Raw genomic sequence first — 17569 nt, forward strand, 5'->3', positions numbered from 1 at the left:
TGTTGCAACGACCCCTGTCACCTGAGCCGGCATCCGCCCAGTGCTGGTTGCCAGTACGGCTGGAACGCCATGACCGCCGCCTCATCGGCGTGGCTCAGCTGCCTGGATCCGTGGGCGAGAACCTGCGGCGTGGGCCGCGCGGCCGCGGCATGTGCACCACCGTGGCATCGGCGGCGTCCTCCTGCTCACGGCGGAGGTTCTCCACCTCGATCGACAGCTCCACGGTGGTGCGCCGCAGGAATGCGGTCAACTGCTGTTCTGCTGCCAGCTGTTGCTTCGTCCGCTTCAGCTCCTTGAGCGCGGCCTCATGCCGCTCGGCGAGTTCCTGGGCAACTGTGGGTACTCTGCCTTGTGCCTTGGCCCTGAGCCGGAACTCGTCGACTAGATGCTGGTGTTGTGGATAGACCACGTCACGGCGCAGGCCGCATTCGGCGATCAGTTCGGTGGCGGTCAGCTTGCCCGAGACCGAGCGCAGCGGTGTGCCGGCCAGCAGCCGCTCAGCGGCGGCCTTGATCGCAGTGGCGTCCTTGTCCCGGTCACGTGGTCTGCGCCCCATCTGCTTGCACCTCCATCGGTTCTTCCCTGCGGCTCGCACGCCGACCCTGCTCATGTTCCGCGATCACTGCACGCATCGGAGCAGCCTTCGCTGCCGCACGGTCCCTCAGGGGTTTCGGCGACAGTCGATCGGATGCGGCGGCCTCCCACCGGGCGCATTCCGGCTTCTTGCTCTCGATGTCGCGGTCGGTGTAGGCGAGGTTGGTGCATGTGGTGCGGCAGAGCTGTTCGTCCGGCCCGTTCGCTTCCAGCCCGGCTGCTTCTCGCTCCTCCCGGCACGCCGCGGTCTCGTGTCGCCAGACGCAAGTCATTCCCAGCCCGTGGTGGATGTCGGGATGCTTGCTGGTCAGCAGGCGTTGGGCGTTGTCAGCCTGGTTGACGACGCGGCCCGTGAAGACGGCCGCGGCCTTCCGTACTCTGCGCCGGTACTCCTGCGCGGAGGGTCCGCTGACGTGTTCGCCTTCGTCGAGTGCTCGAAGGTCCTCGTCCACCTGCTCGCTGACCATCTCCAGCTCCTCGACGGCGAGGTCCTCCATCCAGCTGGTGTCTGCGTCGCCGGCGTAGCCGAGCGTCACCTTCGCTCTCACGTGTCCGTATTGCGCCTGTGCCGCGGCGAGGCCGCCCGGGCGGCGCACCACGAAGTAGGCGAGCGTACGGCGGAAACGTGCCGCGTGCACGTCCTTGGTCGGGTCCGGCGGGATGGCCGGCCCGTACGCGCCGGAGAACCGCGCGTTCACCCAGTCCATGAACTCGCGGACGTCGTCGTTCGTCGTGCCCGACGGCTTCGACTGTTTCCGGCGCGAGCGGACCGTGGTGGTGCGTTGCCGACTTGGCGGGAACAGCAGCTCGGCGTCGGAGAGCGATTCCAGCATCTGCATGGCCGGAACGACCGCGCGAACCACAGCCCACGGCCGTTCCTTGGTCTCCTCCCCATCGGGGGCGGGCTCGTGGTCAGAGCCTTTGCTGCGTCGGCCGACGAGAACAAACCCGCCGTGTTCGTCCTCGCGCAGACATCCGCGACGGAGCTGCAGGACTTCCCCACTGCGCATGCCGGAGAGGTAGCAGACCACGACAAAGCATGCGGCCGCCAGGAGCCGCACCAACTGGTTGACCTCCCGCATGCCAATCGGTCGGTCGCGCCATGGAGCGCCCTGAAACATTCCGGTAATTGGGCCGAGGAAGTAGGCGTCATCTTCCAGTTCCAGCTCGTGCTCCTCGGCCATAGACAGCAACAGGCTGTCGTGCCTCTTTACCCTTGGGCCGCTGGAAGCCACCATGCGGGCGACGTGCTCGTGGTCGACTCCAAGTTGACCGCCGTGCCGCTCGCGACGCCGAGTGCCGGGCAGCCCTCTGCCCGTGCGCCGCAGTTCCAACACGTAGGGCACCAGGCGATGCTTCAATGAGCTGCGGCCGAACGTGGCACGCGCTGTCAGCGTTGCCGGATGCTGCCCGTCCAGGAGCAGGCGTGCTTCGTGGGCTGCATTGCAGATATCGGGCCCGAAGTGCTCGATCATCCGAAGTGCCCATGCCAGCAAGGCCTCCATGGTGGCAGGGGCGATGCGTGGCGTCTTGTTGTACGGGCCCCGATTTCGTTTGACTCCGACCAGGTCATCCGTCGAGGCGGCTCCCCATGGCCTGCGACACGGGAGGCGGTGCTCCTCGGGCAGCGAATCCCGGTAGCCCCAGACGACCCGGACCGCGTGCAGCAGGCGCTTCTTTTCCTCGGTCGAGCTGTTCAGATCCAGTACGTGGCTCTTGTAGATCCCCAGGTCCCGGCTGCTGACATCACACAGGCGCGTAACATCGCGGCAGTCCAGCCACGCGGCGAAGACCGACATGGACATGAGCCACTTGTGGACGGTGAGGACCTCGGGCTGTTCGTCGATCAGTCCTGGCTGCAACTGCGCCGGCCAGTTGGTGTTCAGGGCGATCCAGGCGCACGTCTTGAAGCCCTCCTGCAAGGCGGCGGGGATCAGCCGTTTCCAGTTCTCGCTGACCGGGCACAGCTGATCATCGAGCAGTCCCGGTCCCAGATACCACACCGGGTCCCCGAACCGGGAGAGCGCAGCAGTGTCCGTTGAGTCGCGGAGCGGCCGATGCGCCAGGACCAGAGTGTCCGGACCAGGTAGGAGGGCCACTCCGGCCGCTGGCCCGGACGTCGACACGGTAGTCATCGCAGGTCCAGCCTTCCGTTGATGAGGTCATCGACGAGCCTCCGCTCGGCGTTGGTGACGCGCTCACGGGCGTCGGCGCGCTCGACAGCGGTGTACTGCCCCAACAGATTGGACAGACGGGCGAACGTCTCGGCATGGCGGTGGGACCACAGACGCGGATCGAGATCCCGTTCCAAGTGTTTGAGTCGACTGTGAGTCTCGACCTGGACCGCCAGTTGGTGGGGCAGAGCACGCGCGTTCTCACACCGCAGGCAATCGTCGAGGAACGACGCACCGCATGGCTTCCCGGGTCCGGTGACCGGGCTGTTCTCCGGATCCGTACAGCCCACCAGCACCGCGTCCTGCTCACCCGAGATGAGTCGGGCGAAAGCCTCTGTGTCGAGTCCCACATCGGCCGCGGCCCGCTCGGGGTCCTCGGCCGCACGAGCGAGGAACTCCTCCGTCAGAACCGGAATCTCCTGAACGTTCCGGGCCTTGGCAACTTCCTCCTCCAGCGCCTCACGCATCACCACGCGTCCGCGCTCGACCGCGGGCCGGCTTGTCCTCAGATAGTTGTGGAACGTCTCCCTGGTGTGCGCCACGGGCTTTCCCCGGCGCTCCAGCACGGTACGCCGGAGCCGGTGCACATTGACCGACAGCCCCATATTCGCACTCACAACAGCTTGTTCATTCACGTCACGGGACACCTCATCCGGCGAATCACTGACCGGAACCTTCCCGTTTTCGTCCTTCTTCGCTGGACGGAACCCATGTCTGAGTGCCCAGGTCACGAGATTATTCCGAGACGTACCATGCGCCCATGCCAAACCTTCCTGGGCCCGGACATTCGGATAGCAGATGGCGTGGGTGCCATCACTGTGACGTCGGACGAATTCCGTTAGATCCAGGAGGAGTTGATAGACACGCAAAGGCGAGCGGAACAAGTGCTTGTCGTGATCCTCTGTCTGCAACACGTCGGCAAGCGACGGAGGCAGATCCTCCAGCGGCGTCACCATGAACTCCAACGACGGCCCGCGACGCGGCTTGACCCCGTCCACCAGAGCCAGGGCGGGCCCACCAAGATCACCGTCAGGCCGGAAGTGTGCCGCCGGCCATTCTCCGATCGTGCCGAAGTTCTCACTGGTCAGGTCGACAAGCATCAAACAGAATGCCGCCGTCTCAGTGCGCGTCAATGTCAGCCGGGAAACGAGATCGTGAGCGCCGCCCAATGCCCCTACCCAGGCGGGGATACCGCCTTGTGGCGCCGATGGCGTCACACGTCGAGGCAAGTCGCCAGTCCGGTCAAGGATGTCCAGTACGCGCCCGGCCTTCTCGATATGGTTTCGGCGGTTGGGCAAGCCGAGTTCGCCCCGGCGGTATGCAGAGAGAAGTTCTCGCCCTTCATAGATACGGTCGCGTGCCACGCGGATGTCATGGCGGACCGCAGTCATGAGTTCCTGATACTCATCTAGGTTGTACGGCTGTACCTTCGATTCGTATGCGGGCAACCGCCCATGCAAGATTGCGTTCCGCGCCTCGGCCGACAACTCCCGGTCTGCTCGGAAGATCGCACGCATCCGATGGACATGGGTCTTCCTGGAGCCCAGCGGCACGGCGAGGAAGCTCTCCTTAATGTGTGCAGCAGTGATGTGCACGGGCTGGTGCACCGGCGGATTCAGTTTTCCGAGATGCCCAGCGAAGCGCTGCACTTCACCCCAGAGGCCTTCAGCTGCCATGAACCGCTTGACTCCGGAATTCGGCCCGGTGGCCCGCGCGAAGGACCTGGCCAGCCATTGCTGAATTCCGGTATTGACCCTCAGATTCCTGAAATCGTAGACCTTACTGAACCGCCCCTTCTCCTCAACGAAGAAGACACTGCACTCGTCCTCTGTGATGGAAAGCCGCTCCGGCGGCTGCCAGTCGCCAGGCGGAAGACTCGCCTTACGGCCTCCCCGACTCACTCGCCATCCTCCGGATCGTCTAGGAGTTCCAGGTCAGCTCGAACGGGGGAAAGGACCAATTCGCTGTCTGCTGCGATCCTCCCCAACAGGATGTCGACGGCTTCCCGTTGGTCACCGTCGATCAACGCCATCAGGTAGTCGACTTCCAAAGCCGTGAATGGCGCCAGGTACCAGTCCCGGGTGGTCTGCGGGTTGCGATGCCCGAGCATCGTCGCCAGTTGGTACCAGATGTCGCCGAACTGCTCCCGGAACGCATGCTTCTCGGCCTCGGTGAATCCTCGTAGGCGCTGCTCCCACACGGCGCTCAGGATCGAGTACCAGACCAGCGCGTAGGAGTGCCGCAGCATGTGCGGCCGCACCCACAGAGGGCACTGGGCTGCACGCCTCTTGCGATCCTCCTCGTCAAGGTCATCGAACCCCGGCCACCGCGACCGCGCCCACGCCTCAGCCACGCGGGAGTTGGCGGTGGCAAACGTGTTCTCCCAGCTGTGGGCCCGATGCGGCATGCCGTCATTGCTCAGCCAGACCGCCAGCGGCTCCAGCCCGTCTCGCGTCTCCCGGAACAGGCGGAGCCTCTCGACCGGTTCGAGCACATCGAGGGAGATCGTCGTGGAGCCCCCGCGTGGGGTACGTACTCGCAGTGTCCGCGTACGCGGATTGTGCCCCATCACGATCAGAAGACCCGGAACACGCTCGTACCGACCGGCCCGCCGCGCCCGCCCGATCGCTTCCGCGCGAGAACCCTCCAGGGGGTCCATGTAGCCTGCCACGGCCTTCAAGACCGCCCGGGGAATCCGGTAGTGACGCCCATAGCGGCGGCCTTTGGCACAGGACTTCGCCAGCCACGCCTTCGGATACCGGCTCGCCACAGGAGTCGCCGGCAACTCGACGTCCAGAACGCTTGCCCACTCCTCCAGCCGCAGTCCTGTACCCCACAGCCCCTCGACGAACGCGGTGTTGCGGTCTTCGTTGAAGCCGTGCCAGCTAGCCGGGCGGAGGCCGTCGAACCCGTAGCCCCTCAGCCCCACATCCCGCCACTGCTCGAGAGCCTTCCGCAGCAGCCACTTCACCTGACGTCGAGGAGTGCCACCAGGACGGCTAGGATCCCGGCGCCCCGTTCCAGGCTCAGTACCGCCAGATTGGACGGACTGCGACGGGATCGGGTTAAAGACCTCGTACTCACCTGAGGCCCACGCGTAGAACCTCTTCACTCCCGCCCGATCGGTGTCGAACGACGTCCCCTCCACCCGCCAATAGTTGCGGGAATCCGTCATCCGCCAGTGCTTGAAGTCCGTGTAGTCGCGTTTGCTCGCCTCGTGCCAGAGCCGTCCTCGCTGCTCCAGAAAGTTCAGCCATACGACGAGTGCGTAGGCGTACCGGCGCCACGTGGTCCGTTGCTTGGATACGATCTCGTCAGCTCGGAAGAACAGGTTGATCCACGGGTCCGTTCCGTGGCGCGTCGACCACACGATCGGCGTGCCGTCCCGCGCACCATTCTCGCGTGCTCTCTTGTGTACGTCGCCCAGCTGCCCCAGATCCACGTCGCCTGCGGGAACAGGGAAGTCCCGGCTGAGATCGTAGAACTCGACAGCCCATGAGCCTGCGGGCTCCTCCATGCTTCCTCCGAGCCAAAAACCGACAGTGGCTCAGACAGTAGAGAAGGCCGGGGGACTCCAGCTGGAACAGGCCCAGGGTCTGGCTGGCCTGGATGAGCTTGAACGCGAAGACGTCGTCGAGCGGTACCTGTTCGGGGTCGTCCAGATCAATTCTGCTGCCGGTGGTGCGTTCGATCTCGGTGACGGCGTGGGCCATCGCGGACTGCATCCGCACGCCCAGGACGTCGAGTTTGATGTTGCCCAGCGCCTCGATCTCCTCCTTCGCGGCCATGGCCATGGGGTAGTCGCCCTGCGGGGTGGGCTGCACCGGCAGCCGGTCCAGGAGGGTGGCGTCGCTGATGACCACGCCGCAGGGATGCATGGCCATGCCGTGGACCAGGGAGTCGAGGCCCTCGGCGAGCTCCCACAGGGGGCCGTAACGGTGTGCCTCGGTGGCCAGCTGTCGTAGCTCGGGCAGTTCGGCGAGGGCGCCGGTGATGTCGGCGGCGCGCAGGTGCGGGAAGCTCTTGGCGATCCGGTCGATCTCGGCCGGGGCGATGCCGAGCGCGAGGCCGGTGTCCCTGAGCGCCCTGCGCGCGCGGTAGGTCTCGGGCATCGCGGTGACCGCGACCCGCTCCTTGCCGAACCGTTCGAAGATCGTGTCGTAGCACTCCAGCCGGCGGGCGGATTCCACGTCGATGTCGATGTCGGGCAGGGACGCCCGGCGCCTGCTCAGAAAGCGTTCGAACAGCAGGCGGTGGTCGAGCGGGTTGGCGGTGGCGATGTCCAGGGCGTGGCAGACCAGGGAACCTGCGCCGGAGCCGCGGGCGGCGACCCGGATGCCCTTGGCCCGGATGTCGGCGACGACCTGGCCGACGGCGAGGAAGTACGCGTCGTAGTTCCAGTGGGAGATGACGGCGAGCTCCTCGTCCAGCCGGGCGAGCGCCTCCTGGTCGCGGTCGAGGCCGCGCCGGGCCAGGCCGGCCTCGCTGCGCAGGCGGAGCAGCCGGGCCGCGCCGCCGGCTCCGGGCTCGGCACCGAAGAGCGCCGGTTCGGGGAGGTGCGGGGTGCCGAGACCGAGGTCCGCCACCGGGTCGACGGTGCACGTGTCCGCGGTGGCGGCGGTGTCCGCCATCAGCCTGCGAGCCCGACTGATGTCTCCTCCGGCGCATTCGACGATCATGCGGGCGACGGTCTCCATTCCTCGCTCGTCCTTGAGCCAGCGCTCTCCGCTGTCCAGCCGGCGCCGGTCGATCGGGCGCAGCAGCCGGGCGGCGTCCAGGACGTCGGCGAGGCGGTGCTGGTCGGGGTCGGCGTAGCGGACGGCGTTGGAGAGCACGGCGGTGGTGCCGGTGCGGTCGGCCAGGGCGAGGGTGCGGGCGGCCAGGCGCAGGGATCCCGGACCGGTGCCGGAACGTTTCTGCGCGACGGCTTCCAATCGAACACCCTTCCCGAAGAGGTCCTGCCAGGGCGCCAGCAGCTTCATGGCCACGTCCTCGCGGCCCACCGACAGTGCCCGCACCGGTTCCGAGAGCGGTCCGAGCAGCACGGTCAGGCCGGGGCCGCCGTACTCGCGCAGCGCCTCCCACGGCACCACCGGCGGCGTACCGGACACGGCGCCGACATGGGCGGCCGACGTGATCCGGCACAGCCGGGCCCAGCCCGCCCGGTTCTGCGCGAGCAGCACGAACCGCAACGGCGGCTCGATCACGTGCGCGCCGCCGCGCGCCGGGGTGCGGCGGCGCCGGCCGGGCGGCGGGGGCGCGAGGGCCTCCACGGCCAGATCGATGCCGAAGACCGGCCTGACCCCCTCCTTCGCACAGGCCTGTGCGAATCGAACAGCTCCGGTGACGGTGTCCCGGTCGGTGAGCGCGAGCGCGGACATGCCCCGGTCCGCCGCCCGCCGGACGAGCTGTTCGGGATGGGAGGCGCCGTAGCGGGCGGAGTAACCGGACGCGACGTGCAGATGGGCGAAGCCCGTCATGCCGCACCTCCATCACTCCGCCCCTTTTTAGTCGTACGCCCGATATGTTCATCGTACGCTCGTTCGATTACTCTAACCTCATCAGCCCAGGTAGGCGACACTCGATTCGAACACATCAGCGATTCTTGAGGGAGGGGTGGCGTCCCGAGCGGGCGCCGTCCTGTCAGCTCTCCGGCCTGGCGGGGCAGTTGGGTGAAATCACCCTGCGGCTGCCTTGCGCCGCAGTGCTTCAGTGGCTCAGGGCGGGGTGGGCAGGTGGCGGTTCGCAGTCCATGTCACCCTGTGTGAGGTCTGCTCCGGCGAGATCTCCAGATCTGCAAGGGGTACGTGCGTGGCGGCGTGTGATCGGCGTGGCCGCGAAGTTCGTCCGGTCCATCCGGGCGGCGGCGGTCATCGGCTCCGGCCTCGACGAGGCGGTCTCCGCCGCCCGCAACGCGGGCATGGCCGCCGACGCGGCGGCCGGCGTGGAGCGCACGGCGAAGACCGCGGCGGCGGTCCGTACGGAGTTCGAGGCGGTGGACGCCATCGCCAAGGCGCGAGGCACCACGGTCGGAGGCCTCGGCAAGGGCGTCCTGTGGGCGAACAAGACCGAGAACTATGCCCTGATGACGTCTGAGCACATCGCCAAGCTCAAGGCGGCCGGCTGGACCGAGGACGAGATCCAGACCGTGTACAACTACTACGACAAGGTCCGCACCGTGACCCCGCAGAACCCCAGCGCCGGACCGCGCGCCGACCTGATGCGGTACATCCTGGAGAACTGGTAGCCGATGCGTATCCGAATCAGTGCCTACGAGGGGCCGCTCACCGTACAGTTCGAGCCTTCGGGCATGGAGTACGAACTGTCCTCGGGAGACCACCTCGACGTGGCGTTCCCGCCCGCGCCCGATGACCAGGTCGGTGGCCATGTCGAGTACGTGCCGGGCATGGTGACCGTGTTCGCGTCCTCGGACGTACCAGGGTTCACCCGGGCCTGGAACGCGAACGGCGAGGAGGTCACCACCTGACGTCGCCGCTCGTCCCGCTGGTTCCGGTACGGCACCCGCCGTACCGGAACCAGCGGCATTTCGGCCGGGCTCTCAACCCCTGCCGGGACCGCGCCTCGAAAGGCGCCTTGCGGGCCTGCTCGGCCGTCTGTGCTCGCCTTGCTCGGGATGACACCTCTCCGACTGCGGAAAAGTGATCTTCCGTTTCGCCGCCATCTGGGACCAGGCGTGCGTGTTGTGGAGTGATCTGGCGCGTATTGCGCCCTATGGTCCCCTCAGGCCCAGCTGGTGACACCCCGTCAGGCAGGTGGCGCGCGACCGGTTACCCGGAAGTTTTACCGACGCGTAACTTCACGGTTGCACTACTCGTCCGTAACTTGATGAGTGAACAGCATCCTCGTGATCCGGATCACAGGGCGTAAGGCCGTCGCAACTCCCTTGAGCCGCAAGGAGATCACACGATGCTGCCCTGGAAACGAGTGCTCAGACCCCTGACCGCACTTCTCTTCGCCGCCGCCGTCGCCACCGTCCCCGCCGCCACCGCCCACGCGTCGAGCGCCCCCAGCACCGGCTGGAACGACTACTCCTGCCGCCCCTCCGCCGCCCACCCCCGCCCCGTGATCCTGGTCCACGGCACACTGGGCAACTCCGTCGACAACTGGCTCTCCCTCGCCCCGTACCTGGAGGACCGCGGATACTGCGTCTTCTCCCTCGACTACGGCCAGCTGTCCGGCGTCCCGCTCTTCTACGGCCTCGGCCCCATCGACAAGTCGGCAGAGCAACTCTCCGCCTACGTCGACAAGGTGCTGAGCGCGACCGGCGCCGCCAAGGCCGACCTCGTCGGCCACTCCCAGGGCGGCATGATGCCCCGCTACTACCTCAGGTTCCTCGGCGGCGCCGCCAAGGTGAACGCCCTCGTCGGCCTCGCCCCCGACAACCACGGCGCCACCCTCAGCGGCCTCACCAACCTGCTGCCGTACTTCCCCGGTGCCGCGGACCTGATCAAGGCCACCACCGCCGGACTCGCCGACCAGATCCCCGGCTCCGCCTTCCTCACCAAGCTCAACGCGGGCGGCGACACCGTCCCCGGCGTGCACTACACGGTCATCGCCACCAAGTACGACGAGGTGGCCACCCCCTGGCAGAGCCAGTACCTGAGCGGCTCCGACGTCCACAACGTGCTGCTCCAGGACCTCTGCTCGCTCGACCTCTCCGAGCACGTGGCGATCGGGCTCTTCGACCGGATCGCCTTCCACGAGGTGGCCAACGCGCTCGACCCGGCACACGCCACCGCCACCAGCTGTGCGTCGGCGTTCAGCTGAGCGGCCCGCCCAACTGAACGCCGCCGGGGCCTGTCCGGCCTGAGCCGCCGGTCAGGCCCCGGAGTCATGCGGGACCAGCCCCGGCCTCACGGCGTGCTGCGAACATGCGGAAACTCCTCGGAACGGTCCTCGGGGAGGGCTCGGTACCGCCCGGCCGGATCCCGTGGGGGCGATCAGAAAGCTAGCCCCAAGAAACCGTGAAATCGCCTGCTGGGAGGGGGCGGAGGAGATCCTTATGGTCGCCTTAAGGGAGTGCTCAGGCTGAGCTGAGGAAGCCGGCGTTCCCGCCATGGCGAACGACGGGATCCGGCCCGCCCGGTCCGCCGACGCAACGGCTGTGAAGGCCGTGACGGACATGGCGTACCACCACTACATCGCGCGCGTAGCGGTGGTGCCGCAGCCCATGGAGGCGGACCACATGGCGAATGGGGCCGCGGGCAGGGGGGACGGCGGCTGCTGGAGTTCGTGGACGCATGCGCACGTGCCCTCGGCCTGCCCGAGGTCAGACTCTGCACGAACGCGCTGATGCGGGAGAACCAGGAGTTCTGCCCGAAGTGCGGCTACGAGGTCGTCGGGCGGTGCGTGGACGCGCCGTACGACCGCGTCCACTACCGCAGGCGGCCGGGCTGAAGAACGCGCGGGGGAGCCGGCGTGGTCAGCCGTCCGGCCACCAGGTGCGTGCGATGTCCTTGCGCACCTCAGGGCGTCCGGCGGGGCGCTCGTCGGCCTCCTTGCGGATCCGGCGGCTGTCCGTCTTCTTCAGGGGCTTCTGCACGGTTGTGCGGCGCATGGCTGCCTCCTTCAGTGCCTACCGAGATCCGTGGTGTCACGGAGGTAGACCCTTTGGGCGAGAGTTCCTCATCGGTGCGGGTCTGTCAGTGGTCGCTGTCACACGGACCGAGTGTCAGTGGTGGGTGTCACGCTGGGGGCATGACGAACGAGAGTGACCGGACAGTTGCGGCGAGTGTCGACTGGGATGCGCAGGCCGCCACCTTCGACGCCGAGCCGGATCATGGGCTGCGCTCGCCCGAGGTACGCGCGGCCTGGGCGGAGCGGCTCCGGACGTGGCTGCCCGGACGCCCCGCCGACCTCCTGGACCTCGGCTGCGGTACCGGCAGCCTGGCCCTCCTCGCCGCCGAGCAGGGCCATCACGTCACCGGGGTCGACAGCTCCCCGGCGATGGTGGAGCGGGCCCGCGCCAAGCTCGCCGGCCGTGACGCGGTGTTCCTCCTCGGTGACGCGGCGGCACCACCGGTGGGCGAGCGGCTTTTCGACGCCGTGCTCGTACGGCATGTGCTGTGGGCGCTGCCCGACCCCGCACGCGTGCTGCGGCACTGGCGCGGCCTCCTGCGCCCCGGAGGGCGGTTCGTGCTGGTGGAGGGGGTGTGGGGGACCGTGACCCCGGTCGGTATATCCGCCGACCGGCTCACCGGCCTCCTGGCGCCGCTCGCCGCGGACGTGCGGGTGGAGCGGCTGTCGGCGCGGGCGGTGCTGTGGGGCAAGGAGGTGGACGACGAGCGGTACGCGGTGGTGGCGACGGTGTGAGGGGATGCCTCAGGACATGTGAGGGGCGCCTCAGGACAGCAGGGCGGTGAAGTCCGGCTCGCGGGCCAGCGTCTCCAGCGTGTCGAGCGCGGCGACGGCGGCCGCGGCGGCCGCCGGGTCCCGTGCCGCCAGCCCGCTCTCGGCGAACTCGTCCTCGTCCAGCCGGCGGACGTCCGTGCCGTCGGCGGACCGCCACAGGTCCAGGTCGAGGTCCTCGACGACCAGCTCGCCGCCGGTGAGCGTCGCCGGACGGGTGATGTCGCAGTACCAGCCCTTCAGCGTGCCGTCGGCGGCGCGGACCTCCTTGACCGCGTACCAGCGGTCGCGCCAGTAGAACTCGGTGAAGACATCGCCCTGTTCGAAGCGGACGAAGCCGAAGTCACGGGCCACGTCACCGGCCCACGGCGCGCGTACGGCGATCCGGGTGCCGTCGTCGTGCAGCAGCTCGGCGGGGTAACGGATCTTCGTGCGGCCCGCCTTGACCAGGACGACGTCCACCGTGGCCGTCGGCTCAGCCGAGTTCGCGGACATATCTGACCTCCGTCGCGCAGATGTCGTACCCGAACCACTTGTTGATCGCCAGCATCGGGCCGTTGCCGCTGTCGTTGCCCGTGAACGCCTCCGTGCAGCCGGCGGCGCGGGCGCGGTGCAGGGAGTCGTTCTTGGCGAGCTTGGCCAGGCCCCGGCCACGGAAGGCACGGGCCGTGCCGGTCATGACGGTGCCATAGCGGGTGCCGCCGTCGGTGCGCGCCGCGCTGAACGCCGCCGGCCGGCCGTCCACCAGGACGACCGAGGTCAGCTGGTGGCTGAACAGCGGATGCCGCCAGGTCCCGTCCAGCCAGGCCTCGTAGTCGGCGAACTCGGTGTCGATGTCGCTGGGTTCGTCCCGCATCGTCTCCGCGTCGAGGGCGAAGAGCGGACGCGGGTCGTCGGCGAAGTCGGCGGCCGTACGGAGCTCGACGCCGGGGGGTGGGGTCCGGAGCGGGGGGAGTGCGCCGTGTGCGAGGTCGAGGCGCAGGAAGTGGGCGGAGCGGCTCGCCCTGTAACCGCGGTGCTCGGCGAAGGCCCGGTGGGGCGGGGCGTCCAGCACCCAGGCGTACGACGTGGTCGCGCCGGCGTCCGACAGGTGTGCCTCCGCCGTACGGACGAGGAGGGTGCCGGCGCCCCGGCCGGTGCGCTCCGGATGCACGTACACGTTGGCGACGCCCTGGCCCGGCTCGGCGCTCTCGTGGGCGAGGCCGACCTGGGCCGTGCCGATGATCTCACCGTCCTCCTCCGCGATCAGCTGGCGGAAGCGGGCGTCGGGGTGGGTGTGCGTCAGGTCGTGGACCAGGGACTCCGGGGTGAACAGCATGTAGGGGAGGGCCAGCTGCCGGACTCGGGCGAAGCCTTCGGCATCCGACCGGGCGTCGGGGCGCAGATCGCGCACGGTCACTGTCATGGGGCGCACGCTATGCGGGGGCGAGTGCGGGATGCCTCTCATTTTCCGGCGGATACGGGAGAATCGGGCCGTGACTCTGAAGATCCACATCGATGACAGCGCGCCGCCGTACGAGCAGGTAAGGGCGCAGATTTCCGGGCAGGCGCGGAGCGGGGTGCTGCCGGTGGGGTACCGGCTGCCGACGGTACGGGGGCTGGCCGAGTCGCTGGGGCTGGCGGTGAACACGGTGGCCAAGGCGTACCGGGCGCTGGAGACGGACGGGGTGATCGAGACGCGGGGGCGCAACGGAACGTTCGTCGCTGCCGCCGGGTCGGCCGCCGAGCGCGAGGCGTCGTCGGCCGCACAGGCGTACGCGGAGCGGGTGCGCCGGCTGGGGTTGGGGGAGAAGGCGGCGCTGGCCGCGGTGCGGGACGCCCTGCGGGCGGCTTACGGGGAGTAGGAGGTTTCGGGCTTCGGCAGGGCGGGGCTCGGCACCGCCGAGAGGCGCCGTGGCGGCCGATCGCCGTTGCGGCGGAGAAAAGAGACGCAGCCTGGCGTCAGCCGGTCGTGTTCAGCTGCGGCGTTCTCGTCACCGGCAACTCCGCCCTTTCCGCGACCCTCGCGAACGCCGCCGCGTCCCGCACCGCCGCTCCGCCCGGGTCGTTGTTGAAGTACGTGTAGACGTCGGCCTTCTTGGGATACGCCGTGGCGATGCGGTCGGCCCAGGTTTCCAGGGAGCGGCGGCCGTAGCGGGGCCAGGGGGCGGCCCGGCCCTCGTGGAAGCGGACGTAGGCCCAGTCGGTGGTGCGCCACAGCGGGGTCATGGGGTGGGCCTGGATGTCCGACCAGCACAGGGCCGCGCTCCGGGATTCCAGGACCTCGCGGGTCTCCCGCGTCCACCAGGAGTCGTGGCGGGGTTCCACCGCCACCCTCGTACCGCGCGGGAAGCACGCCAGACAGGCGTCCAGCAGGGCCGGGTCGGCCTTGAGGGTCGGCGGGAGCTGGAGAAGGACCGGGCCCAGCCGGTCGCCGAGGCCCGCCGCGTGGGTCATCAGGCGGTCGACCGGCTCGGCGGGATCCTTCAGGCGTCTGATGTGCGTGAGATAGCGGCTCGCCTTGACCGCGATCACGAAGTCCGCGGGGACCCGGTCCCGCCAGGATGCGAAGTTCTCGCGGCTCGGCAGGCGGTAGAACGCGTTGTTCAGCTCGACGGTCGTGAAGTGCGCCGCGTACTCCTCCAGCCATCGGCGCATGGGCACGTCGGCCGGGTACAGGACGTTCCGCCAGTCCTTGTACTGCCAGCCCGAGGTCCCGATGAACAGGGGCATACCCCCATCAAAGCACTACAGGTACAGCCCCGCGTCCGCGTCCTCCCGTGCGCCCGGTACCGACGTCGGCGTCGTGCCCCGGCGTAGTGCGTACAGCTCCGCCAGGGTCGCTCCCTCGCGGGCCACGCCCTCTTCCGTGCCGAGCCAGTTCACCGCCTCGGGGCGGGTCAGCGCGCCCACCTCGATACGGGCGAGACAGCGGCCGGGGCGGACCACGGCGGGGTGCAGGCGCTCCAGGTCCTCGTTGGTGGTGACGCCCACCAGGACGTTGCGGCCCTGGCCGAGCAGCCCGTCGGTGAGGTTCAGCAGCCGCGACAGGGCCTGGCCCGCCGTGTGCTTGGCCTCGCCGCGGATCAGCTCGTCGCAGTCCTCGAGGAGGAGCAGCCGCCAGCGGCCCTTGCCGGCGCCGTCCTCCTCGCCGATCGCGATGTCCATCAGATAGCCGACGTCGGAGAAGAGGCGTTCGGGGTCGAGGACGCAGTCCACCTGGCACCAGTCCCGCCAGGAACGGGCCAGCGTGCGCAGGGCGGAGGTCTTGCCGGTGCCCGGCGGCCCGTGCAGCAGCAGGAGACGGCCGGCGATGTCCTCGGGCGTCGTCTTCATCAGACGGTCCATCGCGTCCGCCACCGGTGCCGTGTAGTTGGCACGGACCTCGTCCCAGGTACCGGCGGAGATCTGCCGGGTGGTGCGGTGCGGGCCGCGCCGGGGGGAGACGTACCAGAACCCCATGGTCACGTTGTCCGGCTGGGGCTCCGGCTCGTCCGCCGCGCCGTCCGTCGTCTCGTTCAGTACCTTCGCGGCCAGTTCGGCGGTGGTCGCGGTGACGGTGACGTCCGCGCCCCGGTTCCAGCGGGAGACCAGCAGCGTCCAGCCGTCGCCCTCCGCCAGCGTCGCGCTGCGGTCGTCGTCGCGGGCCACCCGCAGCACCCGCGCCTCCTTCGGCAGCAGGGTCGCCCCGGAGCGCACCCGGTCGATGTTGGCCGCGTGCGAGTACGGCTGCTCGCCCGTCGCGAAGCGGCCGAGGAACAGCGCGTCGACGACGTCGGACGGTGAGTCGGAGTCGTCGACGTTGAGCCGGATCGGCAGCGACTCGTGCGGCTTGGCAGACATGCCGCCATGATCCGACACCGGGGCCCGCCGCGCACCCGTTTTCCGAAGTGGGCGCAGAGTGTCGGGTGTGCGCCGAGCTTCCGGAGTATCCGGAGTGCCCCCCTGGCCCTGTTACACAGCTGTCGCTCCCCGATACCTGCCCCCGGGGCGATTTCCGCCATTACTGTTGTCCTTGATGGGACGTCATGAGTGGAATTCGGGGGCTCGGCGGTGGCGGCTCACCGCCCTGCTCGGTGTGGGCGTGGCCGCTCTCGCCCTGATCGTGACACTGATCAACACGCTGCCCGGGGGCGGTGGCGGCACCGCGGGCACGACCCGCGACGGCGACAAGGTGCACGGCACCCCGGCCACCCCGCCGGCCACGACCGAGCCCTACGTGGGCTGGGGCTTCACCCACACCCAGTACAGCGCCGACGAGGGCAGTACGGCCGCCACCGACCGGGTCGAGAACCTGCTGGCCGAGGGCGGCGGGCTGCCCCAGGACCAGGCCGTCATGGGCTGGGGCGCCGACAACCCCGAGCCGGTGAGGGGCCGTTACGACTTCGGCGCCCTGGACCGCCGGGTCGACTTCATGCGCAGGTCGGGCGGCACCCCGGTGATCACCCTGTGCTGCTCGCCGGACTGGATGAAGGGCGGCAAGGCCGGGGTGAACAACACCGACTGGAGCCAGGCCGCCCTGGAGACCGCCCCCACCCCCGACCACTACCAGGACTACGCGAACCTCGCCGCGACCGTCGCCAGGCGCTATCCCGACGTACGGCACTTCCTCGTCTGGAACGAGTTCAAGGGCTTCTGGAACAACGACGAGGCCCGCTGGGACTACGAGGGCTACACCCGGCTCTACAACCTCGTCTACAAGGCGTTGAAGGCCGTGAACAAGGACATCATGGTCGGCGGGCCATATCTGGTCATGGACAGCTTCGACCCGCGCCAGACCGAGAACGCCTCACCCACCCTCAAGGGCCCCTGGGGAGTCATGGACCAGCGGGTGATCGACGCCTTCGACTACTGGAACACCCACAAGGCGGGCGCCGACTTCGTGGTCGTCGACGGGTCCAGCTACACCAACGACGACGACCTGCTGCCCGACGAGTTCGCGGCCACCGAGAAACTGACGTACGTGAGCGAGTGGGTACGGAAGCAGACGCACGACCTGCCGCTGTGGTGGGCCGAGTACTACGTCGAGCCCGCCGACGGCAGCGACGAACGCGACGGCTGGACCGAACCGCACCGGGTCGCCGTCCAGGCCACCGGCATGATCGCCATGGTCAGGGGCGGCGCCGACTCCGGCTTCTACTGGAACCCGGAGGACGAGAAGGGCGGCGACTGCGCCGGCTGTCTGTGGACCACGACCGACAGCGCCGGCGGGGGACGGCAACTCCCCATGTACGACCTGGTGTCGAGGTTCGGGAAGGCGTTCCCGCCGGGGACCCGGTACGAGACCGTCTCCGTCGCCAAGGACGACGCGCCCAACGTGCGCGTCCTCGCCAGCGACAGGACCGTGCTCGTCGTCAACACCCTCGGCCGGACGATCAGCGCTCAGGTGGACGGGAAGCGGTTCGACCTGAAGGGGTACGAGGTGAAGTGGCTAACCAGGTGAGCCGGATGAC

Annotated in this window: 15 protein-coding genes and 2 pseudogenes; 7 read left to right on the forward strand and 10 right to left on the reverse strand. The window is 68.7% G+C overall.

From position 1 onward, the window contains the following. Positions 1-94 precede the first annotated feature (94 nt). The 5 genes and pseudogenes from ACZ5K7_RS23835 to ACZ5K7_RS23855 all read right to left on the reverse strand — a co-directional run. Complete coding sequence (locus tag ACZ5K7_RS23835; protein ID WP_468915902.1) at positions 95-556, reverse strand: hypothetical protein; 462 nt, start codon at positions 554-556, stop codon at positions 95-97. Beyond that, positions 537-2597 (reverse strand): site-specific integrase, encoded by a 2061-nt coding sequence (locus tag ACZ5K7_RS23840; RefSeq protein ID WP_468915905.1) that lies wholly within the window; start codon positions 2595-2597, stop codon positions 537-539. Before ACZ5K7_RS23840 ends, ACZ5K7_RS23835 begins: the two co-directional genes overlap by 20 nt. A 128-nt stretch (positions 2598-2725) precedes the next feature. After that, the gene (locus ACZ5K7_RS23845) at positions 2726-4669 is read right to left on the reverse strand and encodes a hypothetical protein (RefSeq protein ID WP_468915908.1); all 1944 of its coding nucleotides are present in this window, start codon (positions 4667-4669) and stop codon (positions 2726-2728) included. Continuing rightward, on the reverse strand, positions 4666-6138 hold the full coding sequence (locus ACZ5K7_RS23850; protein WP_468915910.1) for a site-specific integrase: 1473 nt from the start codon (positions 6136-6138) through the stop codon (positions 4666-4668). The genes ACZ5K7_RS23845 and ACZ5K7_RS23850 overlap by 4 nt, the downstream gene beginning before the upstream one ends. Before the next feature lie 193 nt (positions 6139-6331). Continuing rightward, positions 6332-8248: pseudogene (locus ACZ5K7_RS23855) on the reverse strand (PHP domain-containing protein); the annotation flags it as partial. Between the two features lie 350 nt (positions 8249-8598). Between ACZ5K7_RS23855 and ACZ5K7_RS23860 the strand changes: the two are divergent. From ACZ5K7_RS23860 to ACZ5K7_RS23875, 4 genes and pseudogenes are all read left to right on the forward strand, one after another. Next, positions 8599-9015 (forward strand): hypothetical protein, encoded by a 417-nt coding sequence (locus ACZ5K7_RS23860; RefSeq protein WP_468915913.1) that lies wholly within the window; start codon positions 8599-8601, stop codon positions 9013-9015. 3 nt (positions 9016-9018) lie between these two features. Continuing rightward, positions 9019-9255, forward strand: coding sequence for a hypothetical protein (locus tag ACZ5K7_RS23865; RefSeq protein WP_468915915.1), 237 nt, complete (start codon positions 9019-9021; stop codon positions 9253-9255). A gap of 440 nt (positions 9256-9695) precedes the next feature. Next, complete coding sequence (locus tag ACZ5K7_RS23870) at positions 9696-10556, forward strand: esterase/lipase family protein (protein ID WP_468915918.1); 861 nt, start codon at positions 9696-9698, stop codon at positions 10554-10556. Positions 10557-10845: 289 nt separating this feature from the next. Then, positions 10846-11186, forward strand: a pseudogene (locus tag ACZ5K7_RS23875) (GNAT family N-acetyltransferase). A 25-nt stretch (positions 11187-11211) separates the two neighbouring features. Here the strand turns inward: ACZ5K7_RS23875 and ACZ5K7_RS23880 are convergent. After that, a complete protein-coding gene (locus ACZ5K7_RS23880; protein WP_351699652.1) occupies positions 11212-11346 on the reverse strand; it encodes a hypothetical protein in 135 nt (44 codons plus the stop codon). A 140-nt stretch (positions 11347-11486) separates the two neighbouring features. Here ACZ5K7_RS23880 and ACZ5K7_RS23885 point away from each other — a divergent pair, with 140 nt between their 5' ends. Beyond that, on the forward strand, positions 11487-12101 hold the full coding sequence (locus ACZ5K7_RS23885; RefSeq protein ID WP_468915921.1) for a class I SAM-dependent methyltransferase: 615 nt from the start codon (positions 11487-11489) through the stop codon (positions 12099-12101). A 30-nt stretch (positions 12102-12131) separates the two neighbouring features. Here ACZ5K7_RS23885 and ACZ5K7_RS23890 read toward each other — a convergent pair whose 3' ends face one another. Then, the gene (locus ACZ5K7_RS23890; RefSeq protein ID WP_450972275.1) at positions 12132-12632 is read right to left on the reverse strand and encodes a ribonuclease FAU-1 family protein; all 501 of its coding nucleotides are present in this window, start codon (positions 12630-12632) and stop codon (positions 12132-12134) included. Further along, on the reverse strand, positions 12613-13542 hold the full coding sequence (locus tag ACZ5K7_RS23895; protein WP_468915924.1) for a GNAT family N-acetyltransferase: 930 nt from the start codon (positions 13540-13542) through the stop codon (positions 12613-12615). Before ACZ5K7_RS23895 ends, ACZ5K7_RS23890 begins: the two co-directional genes overlap by 20 nt. A gap of 70 nt (positions 13543-13612) precedes the next feature. Here ACZ5K7_RS23895 and ACZ5K7_RS23900 point away from each other — a divergent pair, with 70 nt between their 5' ends. Beyond that, entirely contained in the window at positions 13613-13981 is a 369-nt protein-coding gene (locus ACZ5K7_RS23900; RefSeq protein WP_351699662.1) for a GntR family transcriptional regulator, read from the forward strand. Between the two features lie 97 nt (positions 13982-14078). Here the strand turns inward: ACZ5K7_RS23900 and ACZ5K7_RS23905 are convergent, their stop codons facing one another. After that, positions 14079-14849 (reverse strand): DUF72 domain-containing protein, encoded by a 771-nt coding sequence (locus ACZ5K7_RS23905; protein WP_468915928.1) that lies wholly within the window; start codon positions 14847-14849, stop codon positions 14079-14081. A 15-nt stretch (positions 14850-14864) separates the two neighbouring features. Next, the gene (locus tag ACZ5K7_RS23910) at positions 14865-15959 is read right to left on the reverse strand and encodes a DUF5925 domain-containing protein (protein WP_351699668.1); all 1095 of its coding nucleotides are present in this window, start codon (positions 15957-15959) and stop codon (positions 14865-14867) included. Between the two features lie 175 nt (positions 15960-16134). Between ACZ5K7_RS23910 and ACZ5K7_RS23915 the strand changes: the two genes are divergently transcribed. Then, positions 16135-17559 carry a GH39 family glycosyl hydrolase gene (locus ACZ5K7_RS23915; RefSeq protein ID WP_468915931.1) on the forward strand — a complete coding sequence of 475 codons (1425 nt, stop codon included), beginning with the start codon at positions 16135-16137 and terminating at the stop codon, positions 17557-17559. The last annotated feature ends 10 nt before the right edge of the window (positions 17560-17569 follow it).

This window comes from Streptomyces sp. NPDC031497 (genome assembly GCF_055580905.1).

Excerpts from the sequence above, each read along its gene's own strand:
- ACZ5K7_RS23890 (WP_450972275.1), bottom strand. The coding sequence starts at position 12,632 with ATGTCCGCGAACTCGGCTGAGCCGACGGCCACGGTGGACGTCGTCCTG.
- ACZ5K7_RS23905 (WP_468915928.1), bottom strand. The coding sequence starts at position 14,849 with ATGCCCCTGTTCATCGGGACCTCGGGCTGGCAGTACAAGGACTGGCGG.
- ACZ5K7_RS23880 (WP_351699652.1), bottom strand. The coding sequence starts at position 11,346 with ATGCGCCGCACAACCGTGCAGAAGCCCCTGAAGAAGACGGACAGCCGC.
- ACZ5K7_RS23915 (WP_468915931.1), top strand. The coding sequence starts at position 16,135 with ATGGGACGTCATGAGTGGAATTCGGGGGCTCGGCGGTGGCGGCTCACC.
- ACZ5K7_RS23835 (WP_468915902.1), bottom strand. The coding sequence starts at position 556 with ATGGGGCGCAGACCACGTGACCGGGACAAGGACGCCACTGCGATCAAG.
- ACZ5K7_RS23910 (WP_351699668.1), bottom strand. The coding sequence starts at position 15,959 with ATGTCTGCCAAGCCGCACGAGTCGCTGCCGATCCGGCTCAACGTCGAC.
- ACZ5K7_RS23865 (WP_468915915.1), top strand. The coding sequence starts at position 9,019 with ATGCGTATCCGAATCAGTGCCTACGAGGGGCCGCTCACCGTACAGTTC.
- ACZ5K7_RS23885 (WP_468915921.1), top strand. The coding sequence starts at position 11,487 with ATGACGAACGAGAGTGACCGGACAGTTGCGGCGAGTGTCGACTGGGAT.
- ACZ5K7_RS23895 (WP_468915924.1), bottom strand. The coding sequence starts at position 13,542 with ATGACAGTGACCGTGCGCGATCTGCGCCCCGACGCCCGGTCGGATGCC.
- ACZ5K7_RS23870 (WP_468915918.1), top strand. The coding sequence starts at position 9,696 with ATGCTGCCCTGGAAACGAGTGCTCAGACCCCTGACCGCACTTCTCTTC.